Annotated in this window: 21 protein-coding genes; 4 read left to right on the top strand and 17 right to left on the bottom strand. The window is 69.8% G+C overall.

The window, feature by feature from the left end:
* Positions 1 to 11: 11 nt before the first annotated feature.
* From ccsB to HGG74_RS02545, 5 genes are all read right to left on the bottom strand, one after another.
* Complete coding sequence (ccsB, locus tag HGG74_RS02565; protein ID WP_168484793.1) at positions 12 to 1,028, bottom strand: c-type cytochrome biogenesis protein CcsB; 1,017 nt, start codon at positions 1,026 to 1,028, stop codon at positions 12 to 14.
* 9 nt (positions 1,029 to 1,037) lie between these two features.
* A complete protein-coding gene (gene resB, locus HGG74_RS02560; RefSeq protein WP_246262622.1) occupies positions 1,038 to 2,633 on the bottom strand; it encodes a cytochrome c biogenesis protein ResB in 1,596 nt (531 codons plus the stop codon).
* Positions 2,634 to 2,782: 149 nt separating this feature from the next.
* Positions 2,783 to 3,553 (bottom strand): cytochrome c biogenesis CcdA family protein, encoded by a 771-nt coding sequence (locus tag HGG74_RS02555; RefSeq protein ID WP_205761280.1) that lies wholly within the window; start codon positions 3,551 to 3,553, stop codon positions 2,783 to 2,785.
* 41 nt (positions 3,554 to 3,594) lie between these two features.
* Complete coding sequence (locus tag HGG74_RS02550) at positions 3,595 to 4,221, bottom strand: TlpA family protein disulfide reductase (protein WP_312856714.1); 627 nt, start codon at positions 4,219 to 4,221, stop codon at positions 3,595 to 3,597.
* Between the two features lie 50 nt (positions 4,222 to 4,271).
* Positions 4,272 to 4,934 carry a histidine phosphatase family protein gene (locus tag HGG74_RS02545; RefSeq protein WP_168484791.1) on the bottom strand — a complete coding sequence of 221 codons (663 nt, stop codon included), beginning with the start codon at positions 4,932 to 4,934 and terminating at the stop codon, positions 4,272 to 4,274.
* 166 nt (positions 4,935 to 5,100) lie between these two features.
* On the opposite strand from HGG74_RS02545, the gene HGG74_RS02540 reads away from it, so the two are divergent.
* Complete coding sequence (locus HGG74_RS02540) at positions 5,101 to 5,877, top strand: hypothetical protein (RefSeq protein ID WP_168484790.1); 777 nt, start codon at positions 5,101 to 5,103, stop codon at positions 5,875 to 5,877.
* 67 nt (positions 5,878 to 5,944) lie between these two features.
* On the opposite strand, the gene HGG74_RS02535 is transcribed toward HGG74_RS02540, so the two are convergent.
* Positions 5,945 to 6,652 carry a redox-sensing transcriptional repressor Rex gene (locus HGG74_RS02535; RefSeq protein ID WP_168484789.1) on the bottom strand — a complete coding sequence of 236 codons (708 nt, stop codon included), beginning with the start codon at positions 6,650 to 6,652 and terminating at the stop codon, positions 5,945 to 5,947.
* 86 nt (positions 6,653 to 6,738) lie between these two features.
* Entirely contained in the window at positions 6,739 to 7,017 is a 279-nt protein-coding gene (locus HGG74_RS02530; RefSeq protein ID WP_168484788.1) for a glutaredoxin family protein, read from the bottom strand.
* A 106-nt stretch (positions 7,018 to 7,123) separates the two neighbouring features.
* Between HGG74_RS02530 and HGG74_RS02525 the strand changes: the two genes are divergently transcribed.
* Complete coding sequence (locus tag HGG74_RS02525) at positions 7,124 to 7,951, top strand: HAD family hydrolase (protein WP_168484787.1); 828 nt, start codon at positions 7,124 to 7,126, stop codon at positions 7,949 to 7,951.
* A gap of 63 nt (positions 7,952 to 8,014) precedes the next feature.
* Here HGG74_RS02525 and HGG74_RS02520 read toward each other — a convergent pair whose 3' ends face one another.
* From HGG74_RS02520 to HGG74_RS02490, 7 genes are all read right to left on the bottom strand, one after another.
* Positions 8,015 to 8,113, bottom strand: coding sequence for a 30S ribosomal protein bS22 (locus HGG74_RS02520; protein WP_003792170.1), 99 nt, complete (start codon positions 8,111 to 8,113; stop codon positions 8,015 to 8,017).
* Between the two features lie 197 nt (positions 8,114 to 8,310).
* Positions 8,311 to 8,523 (bottom strand): helix-turn-helix domain-containing protein, encoded by a 213-nt coding sequence (locus tag HGG74_RS02515; RefSeq protein ID WP_168484786.1) that lies wholly within the window; start codon positions 8,521 to 8,523, stop codon positions 8,311 to 8,313.
* A gap of 215 nt (positions 8,524 to 8,738) precedes the next feature.
* A complete protein-coding gene (locus tag HGG74_RS02510) occupies positions 8,739 to 9,878 on the bottom strand; it encodes a 3-deoxy-7-phosphoheptulonate synthase (protein ID WP_168484785.1) in 1,140 nt (379 codons plus the stop codon).
* A gap of 253 nt (positions 9,879 to 10,131) precedes the next feature.
* On the bottom strand, positions 10,132 to 11,031 hold the full coding sequence (locus HGG74_RS02505) for an N-acetylglucosamine kinase (protein WP_168484784.1): 900 nt from the start codon (positions 11,029 to 11,031) through the stop codon (positions 10,132 to 10,134).
* A 9-nt stretch (positions 11,032 to 11,040) separates the two neighbouring features.
* Complete coding sequence (gene gdhA / locus HGG74_RS02500; RefSeq protein WP_168484783.1) at positions 11,041 to 12,381, bottom strand: NADP-specific glutamate dehydrogenase; 1,341 nt, start codon at positions 12,379 to 12,381, stop codon at positions 11,041 to 11,043.
* 229 nt (positions 12,382 to 12,610) lie between these two features.
* Complete coding sequence (locus tag HGG74_RS02495; protein ID WP_168484782.1) at positions 12,611 to 13,177, bottom strand: ArsR/SmtB family transcription factor; 567 nt, start codon at positions 13,175 to 13,177, stop codon at positions 12,611 to 12,613.
* Positions 13,178 to 13,231: 54 nt separating this feature from the next.
* The gene (locus tag HGG74_RS02490) at positions 13,232 to 14,434 is read right to left on the bottom strand and encodes an acetoin utilization protein AcuC (protein WP_246262601.1); all 1,203 of its coding nucleotides are present in this window, start codon (positions 14,432 to 14,434) and stop codon (positions 13,232 to 13,234) included.
* 80 nt (positions 14,435 to 14,514) lie between these two features.
* Here HGG74_RS02490 and HGG74_RS02485 point away from each other — a divergent pair, with 80 nt between their 5' ends.
* Positions 14,515 to 15,924: a TrkH family potassium uptake protein gene (locus tag HGG74_RS02485; RefSeq protein ID WP_168484781.1), complete on the top strand. Its 1,410-nt coding sequence runs from the start codon at positions 14,515 to 14,517 to the stop codon at positions 15,922 to 15,924.
* Positions 15,917 to 16,603: a potassium channel family protein gene (locus tag HGG74_RS02480; RefSeq protein ID WP_168484780.1), complete on the top strand. Its 687-nt coding sequence runs from the start codon at positions 15,917 to 15,919 to the stop codon at positions 16,601 to 16,603. Before HGG74_RS02485 ends, HGG74_RS02480 begins: the two co-directional genes overlap by 8 nt.
* 17 nt (positions 16,604 to 16,620) lie before the next feature.
* Here HGG74_RS02480 and proC read toward each other — a convergent pair whose 3' ends face one another.
* From proC to HGG74_RS02465, 3 genes are all read right to left on the bottom strand, one after another.
* Entirely contained in the window at positions 16,621 to 17,499 is an 879-nt protein-coding gene (gene proC / locus HGG74_RS02475) for a pyrroline-5-carboxylate reductase (protein ID WP_168484779.1), read from the bottom strand.
* 476 nt (positions 17,500 to 17,975) lie between these two features.
* Positions 17,976 to 18,818, bottom strand: a complete 843-nt coding sequence (locus HGG74_RS02470; RefSeq protein WP_168484778.1) for a sugar phosphate isomerase/epimerase family protein — start codon at positions 18,816 to 18,818, stop codon at positions 17,976 to 17,978.
* Positions 18,815 to 19,840 carry a Ppx/GppA phosphatase family protein gene (locus HGG74_RS02465; protein WP_168484777.1) on the bottom strand — a complete coding sequence of 342 codons (1,026 nt, stop codon included), beginning with the start codon at positions 19,838 to 19,840 and terminating at the stop codon, positions 18,815 to 18,817. The genes HGG74_RS02470 and HGG74_RS02465 overlap by 4 nt, the downstream gene beginning before the upstream one ends.
* Between the last annotated feature and the right edge of the window lie 79 nt (positions 19,841 to 19,919).

The raw sequence follows: 19,919 nt of genomic DNA, 5'->3' as shown, positions 1-19,919 counted from the left end.
CCGCCCGGCGGTTACAGCCCGGAGTAGCTGTGCAGGCCGGAGAAGAAGACGTTCACGATGGTGAAGTTGAAGATCACGCACAGGTAGCCCACAATCGACAGCCAGGCGGCCCGGGTCCCGGTCCAGCCCCGGGTGGCGCGGGCATGCAGGTAGCCGGCGTAGACCACCCAGATCACGAAGCTCCAGACTTCCTTGGTGTCCCAGCCCCAGTAGCGGCCCCAGGCCTTCTCCGCCCAGATCGCGCCGGCCATCACGGTGAAGGTCCAGAGCACGAAGGCCACGGTGTTGATCCGGTAGGCGACATTCTCCAAGGTCAGCGCCGACGGCACCACGCGCAGGAAGGCCAAGCGGTCCGGCCGGCCGGCCATGGCCGTGGCTTCGCGCCGGGCCTGCAGCAGCTGCAGCACGGACATCGCGAAGGTCAGCGTGAACAGCGCCGAGGCAATCACCGCCACGGATACGTGGATGATCAGCCAGTAGCTCTGCAGCGCCGGCACCAGGTGGGCCACCGGCGTCGGGAAGGCAATGGCGGCAGCGCAGAGCATGATCACCACGAGGCCGATCACGAACGAGCCCAGGAAGCGCATGTCCTTCCGGGTCAGGGCCAGCAGGAAGACCGCCGCCACCACCAGCGCGCCGGTGGTGCAGAACTCGTACATGTTGCCCCAGGGCACCCGGTGTGCCGCGAGGCCGCGGGAGATCACGCCGGCGGCCAGGATGAGGGTGCCCAGGGCGCTCAGCGCCACACCGATCCGGGCAGCCGGCCGGCGCTGCCCGGCATACTCCAGGGACTCGTCGGCGGTCTCGACGGCGCCCTCCGCGGCGCCCCCGCCGCCGGTCCGGCCCGCGCCCACCGCCGCCTCGGCAGGGACCTGCTGGCGGGCGAGCCGGTCCTCCACCGCCTGCAGGGTCCGGCTGGCGGTGGCCAGGTCCCAGCAGAAGGCGATCAGCGCCACGGTGAAGGTCATGGCGGCCAGCAGGATGAACAGCTCGCTGTACTGGCCCAGGGTTTCGTCAATGGAGGGCATCGGGGTTCCTTAGGAGTTCGTCGCGCCGGCGCTCCCGGCGCCGCCGTTCTTGCCGTTGTCCGCCGGCCGGGCGGATCCGGCCAGCCATTCTTTTTCCAGCAGCTTCCGCAGGGCCGCCGCCTCGGCCGCCAGGCGGTGGTCCTCGCCGCGGGCCAGCAGCGCCCACTCCACCATGGTGCGCCCGTCCGGGTGGGTGCCGGCCCGGACCCAGACGCGGCGCCGGCCGACAAACAGGGACGCGCACAGTCCGGCCAGTGCCAGGCTGGAGAAGACCAGGGCGCCGGTCTCCCCCGGATCGGCGGTGATGTCCAGGGCCACGTAGCGCTTGAGGCCGTCGAAGCTGATGGTGCCCAGCCCGTCCGGCAGTGTAAAGGTCTCCCCGGGCCCGAGCACGATGCCGCCGCTTTCCTGGGTGCGGTCGTTGAGCACCCGCAGTCCGGCGGTGTCCAGGACGTAGACGTTCTTCGGCTCCCCCTCGTCCAGGCCCAGGTCCCCGGCGTAGGAGTTCAGGTACAGCCGCGGGTTGAACGGGTCCGGGTCGCTGCCGAAGGCCACGCCCTGCTCATTCTCCAGCGCGGTGGGCAGGAACAGTCCCACGAAGCCGAGCTGTTCGGGCCGGGCGTCCGGCACCTTGAGCACCAGGGTGGAGGTGTACGCGCCGTCGGTGGGCACCGCGACCACCGGCCCTTGGTGGGCGATGTTGCCGTCGCCGTCCCGGACGGTCACCACCGGGGCGTAGCCGTTGCCCACCAGGTACACATTGGCGCCGCCGATGGACAGCGGCTCGTTGACCTTCAGCGTCTGCTGCTTGGGCTCGGCACCTGCCGCATCCCGGGTGGTCATGCCGGCGGTGAAGTCCAGCGGCTGGCCGTAGTGGGTTTTGGACTCGCGGTCGAAGACCACCTCGAACTTGTCCAGTTGCAGCGAAAACGGCTCCAGCTGGTTCTCCGAGAAGTTGGTCCCGGGCGAGAAATTGTCATAGCCCACGAGGGTGTTCACGAAGGAATCGCCCTCGACGATGATCTTCTGCCCGCGGTAGCCGAACAGCCCGCCGACGGCCACGGAGACCAGCACGCCGATGAGGCTGATGTGGAAGATGAGGTTGCCGGTTTCCTTCAAAAAGCCCCGCTCGGCGCCGACCGAGGGCAGGGCGGTGTCCGCGCCGCGCACCTGGACGCGGTAGCCGCGCCGTTTCAGCAGCCGTGCGGCGTCCTCGACCGCCGAGCTGGCCGTTACCGGGGAATCCGCCGCCAGGGCCAGGGCGCCGTATTCGGGCAGCCGGGACAGCCGCCGGGGCGTGCGCGGCGGCTGCGACCGCATGGCCTTCCAGTGGTGGCCGGCCCGCGGGAGCACGCAGCCGATCAGCGAGATGAACAGCAGCAGGTAGATCGCCGAGAACCAGACGGAGGAGTACACATCGAAGAGCTGAAGCTTGTCCAGCCAGGGCCCGGTGTCCGGGTTGTCCTTGAGGTACTGCGTGACGACGGCAGGATTGGCCGGCCGCTGCGGGAAGAGCGAACCCGGGACCGCCGCGACGGCCAGCAGCAGCAGCAGGAACAGGGCCGTGCGCATGCTGGTCAGCTGGGTCCAGGCCCAGCGCAGCATGCCCGCGAACCCGAGCACCGGCAGGGTGACGTCCGGGGCGGCGGCCCTGCCCGCCGGGCCGGCCTCGGCCTGCCGGGCCAGCTCCGCCGCGGCGTCGGCATCCGGGCGGTCCTGCTCGAGGCCGCCGGAAGTCTTGGCTGTCTCGCTCATCAGATGGGGAGCCTCACTTCGTTCGCAAACCAGTCCTGCAGTTGGGCCACCCAGCTGCCCCAGAGCCCGGCCGCCATCAGCACGCCCAGCACCACCAAAACCGCCCCGCCGGTGCGCTGCAGCGCCAGCCGGTGCCGCCGGAAGAAGGCCATCGCGCCCATGCCCCGCCGCACGCCCAGGGCGATCAGCAGGAACGGGAGCCCGAGCCCCAGGCAGTAGACGAAGGCCAGGAAGGCGCCCTTGGCGGCGTCGGCCCCACCGGAATAGGCCAGCGCCTGCACCGCGGAGAAGGTCGGGCCGATGCAGGGGGCCCAGCCCAGGCCGAAGGTCATGCCCAGCACGGGGGCGCCCCAGAGTCCGGCCGGCGGCCGGGAATGGATCTTCCGGTCGCGCTGGAAGAAGGACAGCCCGCCCAGGAAGATGATCCCCATGAGGATGACGACGGCGCCGAGCAGCTGGGTGACCCAGGCGGCGTCGGTCCCCTTCAACCAGGCCCCGAGCTGGCCGAAGACCGCACCGATAGCCACGAAGACAGCCGAAAAGCCCAGCACGAACAGCCCGATCCCGGCCAGCATCCGGCCGCGCCGCTGCTGGGCAAGGTCCACGCCGGTCAGGCCGGTGACATAGCCGAGGTAGCCCGGCACCAGCGGCAGCACGCACGGGGACAGGAAGGAGATGAGGCCTGCGAGCATCGCCACCGGGATGGCCAGCAGGACGGAGCCGTTGAGCACGGTGTCGCCGAAGGCGCTGCCGATGCCCAGCGGAAGCATGGCCGTCACGGACGCCGTCGGGAACGCAGTGGATCCCACGGCTACTCGGCCACTGCGTCTTTGATCAGGGCCTTCAGGGTGCCCTTGTCCGCCACGCCGAGGATCCGGGCCGCCACCCGGCCCTGCTGGTCCAGGACCAGGGTGGTGGGCACCGCCTGGGGCGGCACGTAGCGGGTCATGGCCAGCAGGATGTCGCCGTCCTTGTCGGCAAAGCTCGGGTAGGTGACGCCGAAATTGCGTTCGAAGGCCTGGGCTGTCGGCTTTTCGTCCCGGATGTTGACGCCAAAGAACTGCGCCTGGTCCTGGAATTCCCGGCTCAGGGACTGCAGGGCCGGGGCTTCGAGCCGGCAAGGCGCGCAGGCGGCGTACCAGAAGTTGAGCACGGTGACCTTGCCGGCCCAGTCGGCCGAGTCCTCGGCGGTGCCGTCGAACAGTTCGGCGGCCAGTTCCACCGGTTCCCCGCGCGTCTCCGGCGCGTATTCGGTGACCGAGCCGTCCCCGGCAATATAGTTCTTGTTGTCCCCTGCGTTCGCCTGCCGGGCCAGCGGGTCCTCGACGCTGCACGCGGCCAGCGGCATGGTCAGCGACAGGACAGCGGCCAGCCCCGCACCGAGTTTGAGCAGGGAGCGGCGCTTGAGGGATTCAGAGGTTTTGGCAGTCACGTTCACACTTTTCTCCGCGGGCCGGGCGCCCGCTTCTACAACGCGTAGTAATACTATTACGCTCCCGGCAGGTTTGCCGCCCCGGGCAGCAGGTCGGCACTGGGCTCCGCATAGCTGACGCCCACCAGCCGGTCGCCCTCGAATTCGAGCGACGTCACCGATGCCAGCGTGCATTCGCGGCGGCGAGGATCGTGCCACAGGGCCCGGGACTCGGCCGAGCGCCGGGTCACCCAGATGGGCAGCTGGTGGCTGACCAGGACCGCCTCGGCGCCGTCCCCGGCGATGCCCAGGGCATTGCGCCGGGCATCGCCGACGGCGGCCATCATCCGGCGCACCTGGGCACTGTAGGGCTCCCCCCAGGACGGGCGGAAGGGGTTGACCAGGTAGGGCCAGTGCCGCGGGTCCTTCAGCTGGCCCCTGACATCGGCCAGTCCCTCGAAACGGTTGAGTGCCTCGACGATCCGGTCGTCCGTGACCACGTCCAGGCCCAGGGCCTGGGCAGTAGGCCGGGCGGTTTCCTGCGCCCGGGTCAGGGGGGAAGAGACCAGGTAGACAATCCTGGCGCCGGCACGGGCGCGGTCGCCGAAATAATCCGCGGCGCGCTCTGCCATCTTCAGGCCCAGCTCCGAGAGGTGGAAATTCGGCAGCCGGCCGTAGAGCACGCGGCCCGGATTATGGACCTCTCCATGGCGGAGCAGATGGACTGTGGAACGAAGCATGGGTTTAAGTGTCTCAAAGCCGCGGGCATTGCCCAAAAACCGGCCGGGGCGGAGGGCGGCGGCCGGTGCCCGGAGGGCCGCGTTGTAGGGTGGAGACAGCTGCACCGGTTGGCTGCGGCACCGTAGTTCAGACCCGAGTGTTCCAGCAGACGAGAAGGATCCGGCCATGAGCACGCCAGAAAACAAGCCCGGCGAACCGGGCAACGGACAGCACCGGGAACCGGAGCAGCCTCGGTACGGACAGAACCCGCCCCAGTATGGCCAGCAGCAGCCGTCCTACGGCCAGAACCCGCCGTACGGCCAGCCGCAGCCCCCGCAGTACGGGCAGAACCCGCCGCAGTACGGGCAGAACCCGCCGCAGTACGGGCAGAACCTTCCGCAGTACGGCCAGCCGCAGCCACAGTACGGCTACCAGCAGCCGCTGCCTGGCCAGTACGGCTATCCCGGCAGCCAGCCGTACGGCGCGACGAAGCCGGCGCCCCCAAGGGAGGTGCTGGTCGCCTTCTGGCTGATCATCGCCGCGGCGGTTTTGAACGTGATCAACTCGTTCGTGCTGGCGGCGGCGGCGGGCCAGTTCATCGCGGCCATGTGGGACGACCCGCAGTTCCAGGAACAGCTCCGGCAGGCGGCCGGAGACCAGGATCCCGGCTCCATCACGCCGGAGATGGTTTCCGGACCCGTGGCGGTGACCTTGGTGATCGTCGGGCTCATCACCCTCGGTCTCTATCTGCTGGTGGCCTTCAACGTCAAGGCCGGGCGGAACTGGGCACGGATCCTGGGCACCGTATTCGCCGCGCTCTCCCTCTTCGGGCTGGCGCAGCTCGGCCTGGGCACCGTGGTCATCCTGCTGGGCGTGGCCGCAATCGTCCTGCTGTACATGCCCGCGTCCAACGCCTACTTCAAGGACGCGGCCGCCCGCCGGTCCGGCTATTACGGCAGCTAACCGTTCGCTGCCTGCCCCGCACGCTCCGCGCACGGGGACCCCTGGCAACTCACTTTTCGCTGCCGGGCTACTGTGCCGACCGGGCGCGGGAGCCCGGCTCGGCTTCCTGCGCCCGCTGGGCGTGGTAGGCCAGAATCTGCAGCTCGGTGCCCATGTCCACCTTGCGCACCTGGACATGGGCGGGCACCTGCAGGACCACCGGCGCGAAGCTGAGAATGCTCGTGACGCCCGCCGCCACCAGGCGGTCGCATAGTTCCTGGGCCACCACCGCGGGGACCGAAAGCACTGCCATGTTCGTCCCGGTCCGCTTGAGTTCGGTTTCCAGGTCGTCCACATGGCTGACCGTGAGCCAGCCGACCTGCGTGCCGACGATGCCCTGGTCGGCGTCGAAAAGAGCCACCACCTCGAATCCGCGGGTGGTGAAGCCCGAGTACCGCGCCAGCGCCCGCCCGAGGTTGCCGGCACCGACAATGGCCACGCGCCATTCCTGGGTCAGGCCCAGCAGCGCAGAGATCTTGTGGCTGACGAACTGCACGTCGTAGCCCACCCCGCGGGTGCCGAAGGACCCCAGGTAGGAAAGGTCCTTGCGCAGCATGGCCGACTTCACCCCGGCGGCCTCGGCGAGTTCCTCGGAGGACACACGCTCCACCGAATCGGCCAGCATGGCGTTGAGCGCCCGGAGGTAGATCGGCAGCCGTGCCAGGGACGCCGGGGGGATTTCCCGGCCGGGTCCCTCCGCACCGGAAGCGGTTTCGGGAAAGTCCGGTGTGGTCACTCCATAACCTTATGCGCTGCCTTGCGGGCCACCAACTCGACGTCCCGGCGTGCGCCGGTGATCCTGGGCCGGGCCGGGCGGGGTACTCAGGCGGACAGCAGCCGCCGCAGCCGGGCGGGATCGATATGCCAAAAGTCCCGCTGCACCCCGTCAATCATGACCACCGGGATTTCCTCGGCGAAGCGGGCCTCGAGGGCAGGGTCGTCCAGGATGGACTTTTCCTCCCACGGCAGCCCCAGCTCCCCCGCGACGGCGGCCACGGTTTCCCGTGCCGCCACACACAGATGGCACCCCGGCTTCGTCAGCAGCACCAGCTCGTGCCGTGGTTTCGGTGCCGGCGGCCGCGGGTCCTGTGATTGCGTCATGGCTTAAAAGTAGCCCCGGCCCGGCCCTGCTGCGGAACCGGGCAGCCGGCGGCAGCAGGAAAGCCAGCGTCTGCCGGCCTTTCCCTCGGCCACTAGACTCGGTTACATGCCCACAGCCTCCACAGGTCCAGCCAGCCGGGCCGCTGCCGCGGCAGCTTCCGGGGACGCCGGCACGGCGGCCGCCTTCTTCGACATCGACAATACGATGATGCGCGGGGCCAGCCTGTTCCATGTGGCCCACCAGATGTACCGCCGGGGCGCCTTCCGGGTACGCGACGTCGCCGGCATTGCGGTCAAACAGCTGCGCTTCACCCTCGTGGGCGAGAACCTCAAGGACATCCAGTCCGCACGGGACAAGGCCCTGGCGCTGGCCACGGGCCTGCTGGCCTCGGATATCAAGGCGCTGGGCGAGGAAGTCTACGACGAGATCATCGCCTCCAAGATCTGGCCGGGGACGCGGGCGCTGGCGGACCAGCATCTGCGGGCCGGCCGCCGGGTGTGGCTGGTCTCGGCCACCCCGGTGGAGGTGGCGGCAGTGATCGCCGACCGCCTGGGCCTGACCGGGGCGCTGGGCACCGTCGGGGAGATCGAGGACGGCGCCTACACCGGGCGCCTGGTCGGGGAGATCCTGCACGGGCCCGCCAAGGCCGTGGCGGTGCGGGAGCTGGCGGTCCGCGAAGGGCTGGACCTGGCCGGCTGCTGGGCCTACAGCGACTCGTTCAACGACGTTCCGCTGCTGTCCCTGGTGGGCAACCCGGTGGCGATCAATCCCGATGCCCGCCTGCGCCGGTATGCCCGCGAGCGCAACTGGCCGGTCTACGATTTCCGCAGCGGCCGCCGGGCGGCCACGCTCGGCCTGAAGCTCGCCACCGGCGCGGGCGCCGTCTACGGCCTCTGGCGCGGGGCGCGCCGTGCCTTTCCAGCCGGGCGTTAAACAGCAGACGGTCCGCCAGGTGCACCTGGCGGACCGTGAAGCCTCGGGCAGAGCCTGACGGCCCTACTTCTTGTTGCGGCGCTGGTGGCGCGTCTTGCGCAGCAGCTTGCGGTGCTTCTTCTTGGCCATACGCTTGCGGCGCTTCTTGATAACTGAACCCACGAGTTCCTCACAAATCTACTTGCACCCGCGGCCAGCCTCCGCCCGCAGCGGGCGCACCTGGACCGTCGGATTCCTACACTGACGCAAATTCCCGCACCGCCGCAGCTCGCCGCGACGACGCAGGAAGTTCCTTAACAGGGTACCGCCTTAACTCCCCTGCCTTTGACCGTCCGGACCGGACGGCACCGTCCGGTCCGTCAGGCAGTCTCCGTGCGGCCGTCGACGACGGCGTTGCGCAGGTACTGCTCGACCGCGGCCTCGGGCACCCGGAACGAGCGCCCGAACCGGACGGCCGGCATGCGGCCCGCGTGCACCAGGCGGTACACGGTCATCCTGGATACGCGCATGACCTCGGCAACTTCCGACACGGTCAAAAAGCGCATATCCGAGAAATTGCCCTCATCAGCCATTTCCCCAGTCCTTCACCTACGGCATTCCCGGCAACGTGCCGGCTTGCCGAGCGGGAACCCGCCCTAGCTGCATACTCTAGTGCCAGAAGTGACCAATGTGAAAGATTGGGGTGCTCCCGCCAGGTTCAGGCCAAGGGCTCCGCGGCGAGCCTGCGAGCCGCGGGCGGGCCTGGACCGGTCGCTGCCGCCCCACGGCGGGGCCCTCGCGCCCCACTCTAGCCAAGAGTCCTAACTGTGCGGGGCATGCGACGAACGCTGCGGGCCAGCTGCCCGAGCACCTCGCAGGTCACGTTCCAGTCCATGCAGGCGTCGGTGACGCTCCTGCCGTAGACCAGTGCCGGGCGCCCGGCGGGAACGGCCGGGATCTGCAGCTTCTGCGCTCCGCCGGCCAGGAAGCTCTCCAGCATGATGCCGGCGACCGCCTCGGCTCCGGGACCGCCGGCTTCCAGCTGGGCGGCGACCTCCAGCGCCACCTCGGCCTGCCGGTGATGGCTCTTGCCGCTGTTGCCGTGGCTGGCATCGACCACCAGCCGGGGGTTCAGCCCCGCCGCCGCGAGCTGCTCCGCGGCCGCGGCCACCTGGGCCGCGCCGTAGTTCGGCCCGGCGCTGCCGCCGCGCAGGATCAGATGCGTATCCGGGTTCCCGGCCGTGGCCACCAGGCTAGCCCGTCCCTGGCTATCGAGGCCCAGGAAACACTGCGGTGCAGCGGCTGCCACGCACGCATCGAGCGCCACCTGCAGGCCGCCGTCGGTCCCGTTCTTGAAGCCGGCAGGCAGCGGCAGCCCGGAGACCAGCTGGCGGTGGACCTGGCTTTCGGTGGTGCGGGCACCGATCGCCCCCCAGCCGACCAGGTCCGCCAAGTAGGGGGCGGTGAGCGGTTCGAGGAACTCGGTGGCCACGGGCAGGCCCAGCCGGGCGACGTCGAGCAGGAACCGGCGGGCAGTGCGCAGGCCTGTGGCGATATCGTGCGAGCCGTCCAGGTGCGGGTCGTTGATCAGGCCCTTCCAGCCCACCGTGGTCCGGGGCTTCTCGAAGTAGGTGCGCATGACGATCAGCAGGTCTCCGCGGTGCTGCCGCGCCACGGCGGCCAGACGGCGGGCGTAGTCCAGCCCGGCTTCCGTGTCGTGGATGGAGCAGGGCCCGGCGATGACCAGCAGCCGGTCGTCCACGCCGGCCAGCACCGCGCGGATCTGGTCCCGGCCGCGCGCGATGGCGGCGGCCAGTTCCGCCGGCAGCGGCAGCTCCTCGAGCAGTGCGGCCGGGGAAGGCAGCGGCACTGCCGTGTCCGTGCCATGCGGGCTCTCCGCGCCGGTCGTGTCCGGCGTACCGGCGGCCAGGTGGGTGATGGTGGTCATGGGCTGGTCCCGTCTGTCAGGGCGGGACCTTCAGCAGAACCCGCCGGAGAAATGGCGAAGGGCAGAGAATAATCTCTGCCCTGTTGGCTCTGAAGGTTTGTTGGATGCGTACGCCGTCAGGCAGTCACGTCAGGCCCCTCCAGAGCCAACGCAAAATACGCATACCAACGGTTAGTCATGCTGCGACCCTACGCCCCGGTACCGGTGGGTGCAACTTTGTGACTGAAAGATACAAAGGGCTCCACGGCGCCGCTCAGGCCAGCCCTGCCAGCACGTCCACGCCGAAGACCGGTTCCCGGTCCAGGCCGGCCACGTCGGTGATGCCGTGCGGGGCCAGTGCCTGGCGGATGCCCTCGCGGACCAGCGGCACCTTGGCACCCAGGCTGCCGCCGAGGATGACCGGGCCGGTGATGTCCAGCTGGCGGGCCACCTGCAGGATGCGTTCCGCGATCTCGGCCGTGCCAGCGTCGAGGATGGCCCGTGCGGCCGGATCACCGGCCTCGGCCGCCGCCACTACCACGCCCGCCCGCGCGGACCAGTAGCCGCGGTCCGGGCCGCTCCGGCTGCCGGCGCCGATGCCGTGGAACCGCGCGATGAGTTCCACCGGCCGGCCCAGACCGCAGTCGGCCAGCAGCGCCGCGGACAGCCGGTCCGGCGGCAGGTCCCGGTCGTGGCGGCCCAGGCAGTGCCGCACGGCCTCGCGGGCCAGCCAGTAGCCGCTGCCCTCGTCCCCCAGCAGATAGCCCCAGCCGCCCGAGCGGGCCTGCCGGCCGCGGGCGTCGGTCCCCCAGGCCACGGCACCGGTGCCGACAATGACGGCAATGCCCATGCGGGCCCGCCCCGCGGCCAGCACCAGCCGGGAATCATGGACCACCTGGATCGACGCCCGCGGCACCAGCGGCGCGATCAGCGCCCGCAGCGCCGCCGCGTCGTCGTCGGTATCGATGCCGCCGGCGCCGGCATAGACCTCCTGCACGGTCTGCGCGCCCACCGCCCGGACCGCCTCCGCCAGCGCCGCCGAGGCCGCTTCGCGGGACACGTTCTGCACGTTGGCGCTGGCCGTGACGGCCTCGGCCTTAACCAGGCCATCCTCGAGCCGGATGGCGTGCGTCTTGCTCCCGCCGATATCCAGCCCGAGGATGGTCCTGGTCATGCTGCGATTCTAGATGACCCCCAGGGCGAGCATCGCGTCCGCCACCTTCTTGAAGCCGCTGATGTTGGCGCCGGCCACATAGTTGCCGGGCATGCCGTACTCCTCGGCGGTGGCCGCGCAGTCGTGGTGGATCCCGACCATGATTTCGGTCAGGCGCTGTTCGGTGTGCTCGAAGCTCCAGGCGTCCCGGCTGGCATTCTGCTGCATTTCCAGCGCGGAGGTGGCCACGCCGCCGGCGTTGGCAGCCTTGCCCGGGCCAAAGAGCACCCCGGCTTCCTGCAGGATGGCGGTGGCTTCGGCCGTGCAGGGCATGTTCGCGCCTTCGGCGACAGCGATCAGGCCGGATTCGACGAGCCTGGCGGCGTGCTTGTCGTCCAGCTCGTTCTGGGTGGCGCAGGGCAGGGCCACGGTGGCATGGACGTCCCAGACGGAGCCGCCGGCGACATAGCTGACCGAGGAACCGCGGCGCTCGGCGTACTCGGAGATCCGCCCGCGCTCCACTTCCTTGATCTGACGCAGCAGTTCGACGTCGATGCCGGCCTCGTCCACGACGTAGCCGCCGGAATCCGAGGCCGAGACGACGGTGGCGCCGAGGGCCTGGGCCTTGGCGATCGCGTTGATGGCCACGTTCCCGGAGCCGGAGACCACCACGCGCTGGCCCTCGAGGCTCAGTCCGCGGGTCTTGAGCATTTCCTGCGCGAACAGCACGGCCCCGAAGCCGGTGGCTTCCGGACGGACCAGCGAGCCGCCCCAGCCGATGCCCTTGCCCGTGAGCACGCCGGACTCGTAGCGGTTGGTGATCCGCTTGTACTGGCCGAAGAGGTAGCCGATTTCGCGGCCGCCGACGCCGATGTCCCCGGCAGGCACGTCGGTGTACTCGCCGATGTGGCGGTAGAGCTCGGTCATGAAGGACTGGCAAAAGCGCATGACCTCGCCGTCGGACTTGCCGCGCGGGTCGAAGTCCGAACCGCCCTTGCCGCCGCCGATGGGCATGCCCGTCAGGGCGTTCTTGAAGATCTGCTCGAAGCCGAGGAACTTGATGATGCCCAGGTAGACCGAGGGGTGGAAGCGCAGGCCGCCCTTGTACGGGCCGAGGGCCGAGTTGAACTCGACGCGGAAGCCGCGGTTGATCTGCACACTGCCGGCGTCGTCGACCCACGGGACACGGAAGATGATCTGGCGCTCCGGCTCGCAGATGCGCTGCAGGATGGCCGCGTCGGCATACTCAGGGTGCTTGCCTGTAATCGGGGCAAGGCTTTCAAAGACCTCGTTGACGGCCTGGTGGAACTCGATTTCGCCGGGATTCCTGCGGAACACTTCGTCCCTGATAGCGAGCAAGCGGGCATCCATGTGCGGCACCTTCCTGAGTTGTCCGAATGAAAATTGCGGTAGACGCGCGGCCCCCCGGACTTCCCCCGGACCGTCTGCCGCCGCTGGCAACTTCATTGGTGCCCGTAAAAGGGAACCACACTTAGTGAGGAGTTGGAAACAAGGACGAAACATCGGCACGCCGGTGCGTAACCGGCACCGCCGGGCCGCGGGCACCACGTCCGCCCGCCGGCATCGCGCAGCCGGATGGTCAGTTTTTCTTCCGCCGGCGCAGCGGCGGCAGGTTGGTCAGGTTCGGTTTCGACAGGTGCGCCAGGAAGTCCGCCGCCTTATTGGCTGCCTTGTTCGCCGCCCGGTCGGCGGCCTGGCCGAGGGTGCGGGCACGCCCCGCCGGGGACAGCCGGTCCCCGCCCGGCAGCTGTCCTGCCTCGGCCGCTGTCTGCGCCGCGGCGGAACCGGGCAGCACCACAGCGGCCGGCAGCACCGCGTCCTCGGCAGCCGGGACGGACCCGGCCGGCGCCTCCAGCCGGCCTGCAGTGCCGGCCGCCGCGCCGTTGCCCAGCCCGAAGGCCGACACCCACTCGGCCACATCCTCCAAGGGTGCGGCCACCAGGGAATAGAAGCGCTTTTGCCCCTGGGCGCGCATGGAGACGAGGCCGGCCTCGCGCAGGACCTTCAGGTGCTTGGACACCGTCGGCTGGCTGACTTCCAGCTCCTCCACCAGCTCGCCCACCGCCTTGTCGCTCTCGCGCAGGGATTGGAGAATCTCGCGCCGGGTGGACTCGGCAATTACGGCAAAGACATCATCGACGACCATTCCATTACCCTAACTGCATATACCCCGGCAGGCATCCCGGACAGCGAGAGCGGGTCAGTCGAACCAGGGATCCAGGCCGTAATGCGGGAAGACCGCCTTGCGGGTGGCCATCACTGCCCGGTCCACGCCGTCATTCGGGTCGTAGCCGACCTCCCAGGAGCGCCACCACAGCTCCGCGCCGTCACCCATGCCCGGCGGGCCGTCCTGGCCGTAGCGTTCGCGCAGGTAGCGCAGCCAGGCAGCCGGCACCCGGGCGGTCAGCGGGATCGGCTCGCCGGAGGCGATGGCAAGAAGGTGCGTCCAGGACCGCGGCACCACGTTGTAGACGTCGTAGCCTCCGCCGCCGGTGGCCAGCCAGCGGCCGCCGGCGACCTCCCGCGCCAACCCGGCCACATCCAGCATCATCTGCCGCTGCGCGTCCACGCTCAGGCGCAGGCTGGTGAGCATGTCCCGGGCATGCCCGTCGCAGCCGTGCTGGCTGACGATCACTTCGGGCTTGAAGGCGCGGGTGATCTGGGGAACCACGGCATGGAAAGCCCGCATCCAGGCCGCGTCCCCGGTATACGGCGGCAGGGCAACATTGACCGCGCTGCCGGGCGCGCCCGGCCCCCCGGTCTCGTCCGCGTACCCGGTCCCGGGGAAGAGGTACCTGCCGGTTTCGTGCAGGGAGATGGTCAGCACCCGGGGATCGTCCCAGAAAATATTCTGCGTCCCGTCCCCATGGTGGGCGTCCACGTCCAGGTAGAGGACCCGCTCCACGCCGTGGTCCAGCAGGTGCCGGACAGCCAGGGCGCAGTCGTTGTAGATGCAGAAGCCGCTGGCGCGGTCCCGGGCGGCATGGTGCAGCCCGCCACCGAAATTCACCGCATGCAGGGCGGTGCCCGCCAGGATGGCCTCAGCCGCCTGCAGGCTGGCACCGGCCAGCCTGGCGCTGGCTTCGTGCATGCCGGCAAAGGCCGGATCGTCCTCCGTGCCGAGGCCGCGCTCCTCGTCGGGCACGTCCGGCTGTGCGCTGACACGGCGCACCGCGGCGATGTAGCCGGCCTCATGCACGGTCTCCAGTTCGGCATCGGTGGCAGTCCTGGGCGGCACCACCGCCACGTTCGGGCGGTCGAAAAGGCCGAACTCGCCGGCCAGCCGGGCCGTCAGGTCCAGCCGAGCCGGATTCATCGGATGGTCCGTGCCGAAGTTGTAAGCCAGCATCGATTCGTCCCACACAATCTGCGTGGGAGGACCCGGGTGCGCATTCGCTGACATTCCCCTCAGGCTACGCGATATGATGCCGCCGGATATATTCGGCGTCCGCCGGGCGCGTAATAAGTGATTTACTGATCCGCATGACGAAGAACCCGCCGGCCTGGCCGGTACAGCAGCGCGGCAGGGCGTCGCTGTGGGGGACGCTGCGCAATTTCGTGGACAGTCTGGCCAACAGCTCCCCCGCCCGGCTGGCGCTGTTCGTCTACGCCGGCGTCGTCATGGTCTTCACCGCCCTGTTGTCCCTGCCGGCCTCGGCGACCAGCGGCGAGGTGACCCCGCTGCACGATGCCTTCTTCACCGCCGTGTCCGCTGTCTGCGTCACCGGGCTGACAGTGGTCTCCACCGCGGAGCACTGGACCGGCTTCGGCCAGACGGTGATCCTGCTGGGCATCTTCATCGGCGGCCTGGGCACGCTGACGCTGGCGTCGCTGCTGACACTGGCGGTCAGCAAGCGGCTGGGCGTGCGCGGCAAGCTCATCGCCCAGTCGGCCCTGAGCAACGCCAGCCGGCTGGGCGAAGTCGGCACGCTGCTGCGGATCGTCATTACCACGTCGGTGGTCATCGAAGCGGCCCTGGCCCTGGCGATGATCCCCCGGTTCATTGTGCTGGGCGAGCCCTTCGGGCAAGCCATCTGGCACGGGGTCTTCTATTCGATTTCGGCCTTCAACAATGCCGGCTTCACCCCGCACAGCGACGGCCTGGTGCCGTACGAGAACGACGGCTGGATCCTGACCCCGCTGATGGTCGGCGTGTTCCTGGGCAGCCTGGGCTTTCCCGTGGTCATGGTGCTGATGGAGCGGGGCTGGCGGTACCGGAACTGGAACCTGCACACCAAGCTGACCGTCGAGGTCTCGCTCATCCTGGTGGTGGTGGGCGCGCTGGGCTGGGGTGCCATGGAGTGGGGCAATCCCGACACCCTGGGCGGCATGAGCATCCCCGAAAAGCTCGTCAATGCGCTGTTCGCCTCCATCATGACCCGCTCCGGCGGGTTCAACCTGGTGGACATGAACGCCATGGAGCCCAGCAGCATGCTGTTCACCGATGCCCTCATGTTCGCCGGCGGCGGTTCGGCCTCCACCGCCGGGGGCATCAAGGTGACCACCATTGCCGTCATGTTCCTGGCCATCATCGCCGAGGCCCGCGGCGACAGCGACGTTAAGGTGCACGGCCGGACCATCCCGCCCGGGGCCATGCGGGTGGCCATCTCCGTGATCGTCGCGGGCGCCACCTTCGTGGCGGTGGGTTCGGGCCTGCTGCTGGCCATGACCGGCGCCAGCCTGGACCGGGTGCTGTTCGAGGTCATCTCGGCCTTCGCCACCGTGGGCCTGAGCACCAATGTCAGCGCCGAGGCCCCGCCGGAGGGCAAGTACGTGCTGGCGGCGCTGATGTTCGCCGGCCGCCTCGGTACCATTACACTTGCGTCCGCCCTGGCGCTGCGGGAGCGGCGCCAGCTGTTCCACTACCCCGAAGAAAGGCCGATCCTTGGCTGACAAGTCCGCCCTAAACGGCCGCCCGGCCCACAACGCCCCGGTCCTGGTGATCGGCCTGGGCCGGTTCGGCTCCGCCACCGCCGAGCAGCTGGTCAAGCAGGGCCGCGAAGTCCTGGCGATCGAGCGGGACCCCGGGCTGGTGCAGAAGTGGTCCGGCGTGCTGACCCATGTGGTGGAGGCCGACGCGACGAACATCGACGCGCTGCAGCAGCTGGGTGCGCAGGAATTCACCTCGGCGGTGGTCGGGGTGGGCACCTCCATCGAGTCCTCGGTGCTGATCACCGTGAACCTGGTGGACCTGGGAATCGAACACCTCTGGGTGAAGGCCATCACCCCCTCGCACGGGAAGATCCTGACCAGGATCGGTGCCAACCACGTGATCTACCCGGAGGCGGACGCCGGACGCCGGGCGGCGCACCTGGTGGGCGGCCGAATGCTGGACTTCATCGAGTTCGACGACGGCTTCGCCATCGTGAAGATGTACCCGCCGAAGGAGACCCAGGGCTTCACCCTCGGGGAATCCGCGGTCCGGTCCAAGTACGGGGTCACGGTGGTCGGGGTGAAGTCCCCGGGCGAGGACTTCACCTACGCCCGGCCGGAAACCAAGGTCTCCGGCCGGGACATGCTGATTGTCTCGGGCCACGTGGACCTGCTGGAGCGCTTCGCCGCCAGGCCCTGAAGTCCCGGCAGCCGCGGTCAGCCCAGCTCGCGCGAGAGTTCGGCGGCCCGCTCCTTGGCCGCCCGGGCTCCGGCGGCAATGATGGCCGGCAGTCCGGCCGCGTCGAAGGCCGCAATCGCACGTTCGGTGGTGCCGTTGGGGCTGGTCACGGCTTTGCGCAGGGCGGCCGGATCCGCCCCTTCCACGGCCAGCATCAGGCCCGCCCCCGCCACGGTCTCCCGGGCCAGGGTCATGGCGACGGCCGGCTCCAGTCCCAGTTCGACACCGGCTGCGGCCATCGCCTCGGCCAGGTAGAACGCGTACGCAGGTCCCGAACCGCTCACTGCCCCGACCGCGTCCAGCTGCTCTTCGGGAACCATGACCACCGTCCCGGCGCCGGCGAAGACCGCCGAGGCCTCCTTGAGCTGGACTTCGGAGACGTGGCTGCCGCCCGAGAGCCCGACGGCGCCGCGGCCCACCTGCAGCGGCGTGTTCGGCATAGTGCGCACCAGCGGCTGCCCGGCCGGCAGCGCCGCCTCCATGGCGGCGATGGTCACCGCCGCGGCGACGCTGACGACGACGGTCTGCGCCTCCAGTGCCGGCGCAATGCTCCGGCACAGGGCGGTGATGCCGGCGGGCTTGACGCCGAGGACGGCCACGGAAGCACCGGCGACGGCCTTGCTGTTGGCCTCCGGATCCTCGTTCTCCGCCAGCACCGTCAGCCCCGGATAGCGGCCGCGCAGTTCCCCGGCCCGTTCGGTCCGGCGCACGGTGGCCGTCATATTGGCAGCCGGGGTGCCGGCGGCCAGCAGCCCGGCCAGGATCGCCTCGTTCATGGAGCCGCAGCCAAGGAAGGCAATCCGGCCCGAAGCAGGGGAAGAATCAGCGGAAGGAGCAGTCGGGAGAGTCTCGTTCATAGCTGCCATTGAATCACGCGGCCGCGGCCGGGCGCGGAGTCGAACTCCCAGCGTTCTTTGAGGTTCTTAAGGGCGTTATCCCAAACTCGGTCCGTACATTGGTTGGTACCTCATAAGGTGCGAGTGATTACGGATCAGGCTTCCTGGTCTGGTCCGGGTGCCGGCGAGCAGCGGATGTCTCCCCCCAACCGTCCGTGCGCTCGCCGGCACTTTCTCGTTTAATCCGCCAGCGCAATGCCGCGGGAGCGCCCCAAAGAGTGGGGCGCGAGGGGCCCGCAAGGGAACGGCCCGGGGTCCCCGTGCGCGAAGCGTGCGGGGCAGGCCGCGAACGCGCGGCGGAGCCGACACTGCGGGAGCGCCCAAAGAGGGGGGCGCGAGGGGCCCGCAAGGGAACGGCCCGGGGTCCCCGTGCACGAAGCGTGCGGGGCAGGTCGCGAACGCGCGGCGGAGCCGACACTGCGGGAGCGCCCCAATCCCTAATTGTCGCTGAGTTCGAAATTGCTGTGGCCCAGGTGACGGCGGGCGAAGTCCAGCGTCTCCCCCAGCAGCTCCTCGCGCTCGCCCACGCCCTTGGCCCTGCGGGTGCTCACCTCGGCCACCACCACCCCGCCCCAGCCGGCCCCGGCCAGATGCTGCAGGGATTCGGCGCAGCGCTGCCCGCCGTGCCCAGGGACCAGGTGGTCGTCCCAGCCGCCGCCGAAGCCGTCCGCGAGGTGCACGTGCCGGAGCCTGTCGCCGATCAGCCGGATCTCCTCGTAGGAGTCCACCCCCGCCGAGGCCGCGTGGGAAAAATCCCACGCGATGTGCTCGTAGCCAAGCGGGCGCGGGTCCCAGTGCGGCAGGTAGGCCGCGGCCTCCCGCCCGCGCACCCGCCACGGGTACATGTTCTCCACCGCGATGGTGACCCCGTAATCGTCCATGATCCCGCGGATGCCGGCGGCGAAGTCCTCCGCATAGCCGCTCTGCCAGCGGAACGGCGGATGGACCACCACTGTGGAGGCCTCCAGCTCGGCCGCCATCGCCGCCGACATCACGATCTTGTTCCAGGCTTTGCCCCAGACCTGCTGGGTGAGCAGCAGCGTCGGGGCATGGACGGCCACGACCGGCTGCTGGTAGCGCTCCCGCAGGGTCTTCAGCGCGTCCGGGTTCTGCGAATCATGGTTGTTGGTCACCATGACTTCGACGCCGTCGTAGCCGAGGTCGGCAGCCACCGCGAAGGCATCGTGGACCGCCAGCGGGTAGACCGACGCGCTGGAGAGTGCCACCGGGATCCGGTGGTCCGCATCCTCCTGCGTCCCGCCGTCCCCGGCCCGGGTCATGGCGCCGGGCTTCCGGCGGCCTCGGGCACCAGCGGCGGCCGCAGGGCGTTCCGGAACGGCCCGGTGCCGGCCGGGCCCACCGGGATGTCGCTGTCATAGAGCAGATGGTCGAAGCGCTTGAGGATCAGTCCCTCCCGCAGGGCCCAGGGGCAGATCTGCATGACCTCCACCTTGAACAGCTCCATCGCGGTATGGGCGACCATGGCGCCGGCCAGTAGTTGCGGGGCCCGGATTTCGGAGACACCGGGCAGGTTGGCCCGGTCCATCACCGGCATCGCGGCCAGCCGCTGGGTCCACAGCGACAGGTCCCGGCGGCGCAGCTCGCGGCGGACATACGGACCGGCTGCCGAGGGCGCCGCACCGGTGATCCGGGCCAGGGAGCGGAACGTCTTGGACGTGCCCACGGTCAGGTCCGGCCGGCCGGCGCCGTCGAACTTCGCGACAGCGGTTTCCAGCATCGCCCGGATGTAGTCCTGGGCCTCGCGCACGCTCCTGGCGCTGGGCAGATCCCCCGGCAGCCAGTCCCGGGTCAGCCGCCCGGCGCCCAGCGGCACGGACGTGGCCACATCCGGCTCCTCGTCATGGCCGATCGCCATTTCGAAGGACCCCCCGCCGATGTCCAGGTCGAGAATGGTCCCGGCGCCCCAGCCGTACCAGCGGCGCACCGCCACCAGGGTCATGGCCGCCTCCTGCGGCCCGGTCAGCTCCTCCAGTTCCACTCCGGTTTCCCGCTGCACGTGCTCGAGCACCTCGGCGCCGTTGCCGGCCTCGCGGATGGCCGAGGTGCAGAAGGCGAGCATGTCCTCGGCCCGGTGCATGCCGGCGAAGGCCCACGCCTCGTTGATGAAGCTGATCAGCTCCCGCTGGCCTTCCCCGGTGATGTTGCCGGCGCCGTCCAGGTGGGCCACCAGCGACAGCGGGCGCTTGTGCGAGGCGAACGGGACCGGGCGCGCACCAGGGTGGGCATCCACCAGCAGGAGGTGGACAGTATTGGAACCGATGTCGAGAACGCCCAGACGCATGCTCTTATTATGTGGCCACCCGCCTGCCCGGGGGCAAACCGCCGGGCGTGTCCGGAACGGGCCCGCCCCGGACACACCG

This window comes from Arthrobacter mobilis (assembly GCF_012395835.1).
GTDB lineage: Bacteria > Actinomycetota > Actinomycetes > Actinomycetales > Micrococcaceae > Crystallibacter > Crystallibacter mobilis.
The sequence above is the reverse complement of the archived record's forward strand: the minus strand, read 5'-3'. Positions and strand labels throughout refer to the sequence as shown.

Excerpts from the sequence above, each read along its gene's own strand:
- HGG74_RS02505 (WP_168484784.1), bottom strand. The coding sequence starts at position 11,031 with ATGACCAGGACCATCCTCGGGCTGGATATCGGCGGGAGCAAGACGCAC.
- HGG74_RS02525 (WP_168484787.1), top strand. The coding sequence starts at position 7,124 with ATGCCCACAGCCTCCACAGGTCCAGCCAGCCGGGCCGCTGCCGCGGCA.
- resB (WP_246262622.1), bottom strand. The coding sequence starts at position 2,633 with ATGCTGCGCTGGGCCTGGACCCAGCTGACCAGCATGCGCACGGCCCTG.
- HGG74_RS02555 (WP_205761280.1), bottom strand. The coding sequence starts at position 3,553 with ATGCTTCCGCTGGGCATCGGCAGCGCCTTCGGCGACACCGTGCTCAAC.
- HGG74_RS02485 (WP_168484781.1), top strand. The coding sequence starts at position 14,515 with ATGACGAAGAACCCGCCGGCCTGGCCGGTACAGCAGCGCGGCAGGGCG.
- gdhA (WP_168484783.1), bottom strand. The coding sequence starts at position 12,381 with ATGGATGCCCGCTTGCTCGCTATCAGGGACGAAGTGTTCCGCAGGAAT.
- HGG74_RS02495 (WP_168484782.1), bottom strand. The coding sequence starts at position 13,177 with ATGGTCGTCGATGATGTCTTTGCCGTAATTGCCGAGTCCACCCGGCGC.
- HGG74_RS02540 (WP_168484790.1), top strand. The coding sequence starts at position 5,101 with ATGAGCACGCCAGAAAACAAGCCCGGCGAACCGGGCAACGGACAGCAC.
- ccsB (WP_168484793.1), bottom strand. The coding sequence starts at position 1,028 with ATGCCCTCCATTGACGAAACCCTGGGCCAGTACAGCGAGCTGTTCATC.
- HGG74_RS02530 (WP_168484788.1), bottom strand. The coding sequence starts at position 7,017 with ATGACGCAATCACAGGACCCGCGGCCGCCGGCACCGAAACCACGGCAC.
- HGG74_RS02510 (WP_168484785.1), bottom strand. The coding sequence starts at position 9,878 with ATGACCACCATCACCCACCTGGCCGCCGGTACGCCGGACACGACCGGC.
- HGG74_RS02470 (WP_168484778.1), bottom strand. The coding sequence starts at position 18,818 with ATGACCCGGGCCGGGGACGGCGGGACGCAGGAGGATGCGGACCACCGG.
- HGG74_RS02515 (WP_168484786.1), bottom strand. The coding sequence starts at position 8,523 with ATGGCTGATGAGGGCAATTTCTCGGATATGCGCTTTTTGACCGTGTCG.
- HGG74_RS02490 (WP_246262601.1), bottom strand. The coding sequence starts at position 14,434 with ATGTCAGCGAATGCGCACCCGGGTCCTCCCACGCAGATTGTGTGGGAC.
- HGG74_RS02465 (WP_168484777.1), bottom strand. The coding sequence starts at position 19,840 with ATGCGTCTGGGCGTTCTCGACATCGGTTCCAATACTGTCCACCTCCTG.
- proC (WP_168484779.1), bottom strand. The coding sequence starts at position 17,499 with ATGAACGAGACTCTCCCGACTGCTCCTTCCGCTGATTCTTCCCCTGCT.
- HGG74_RS02545 (WP_168484791.1), bottom strand. The coding sequence starts at position 4,934 with ATGCTTCGTTCCACAGTCCATCTGCTCCGCCATGGAGAGGTCCATAAT.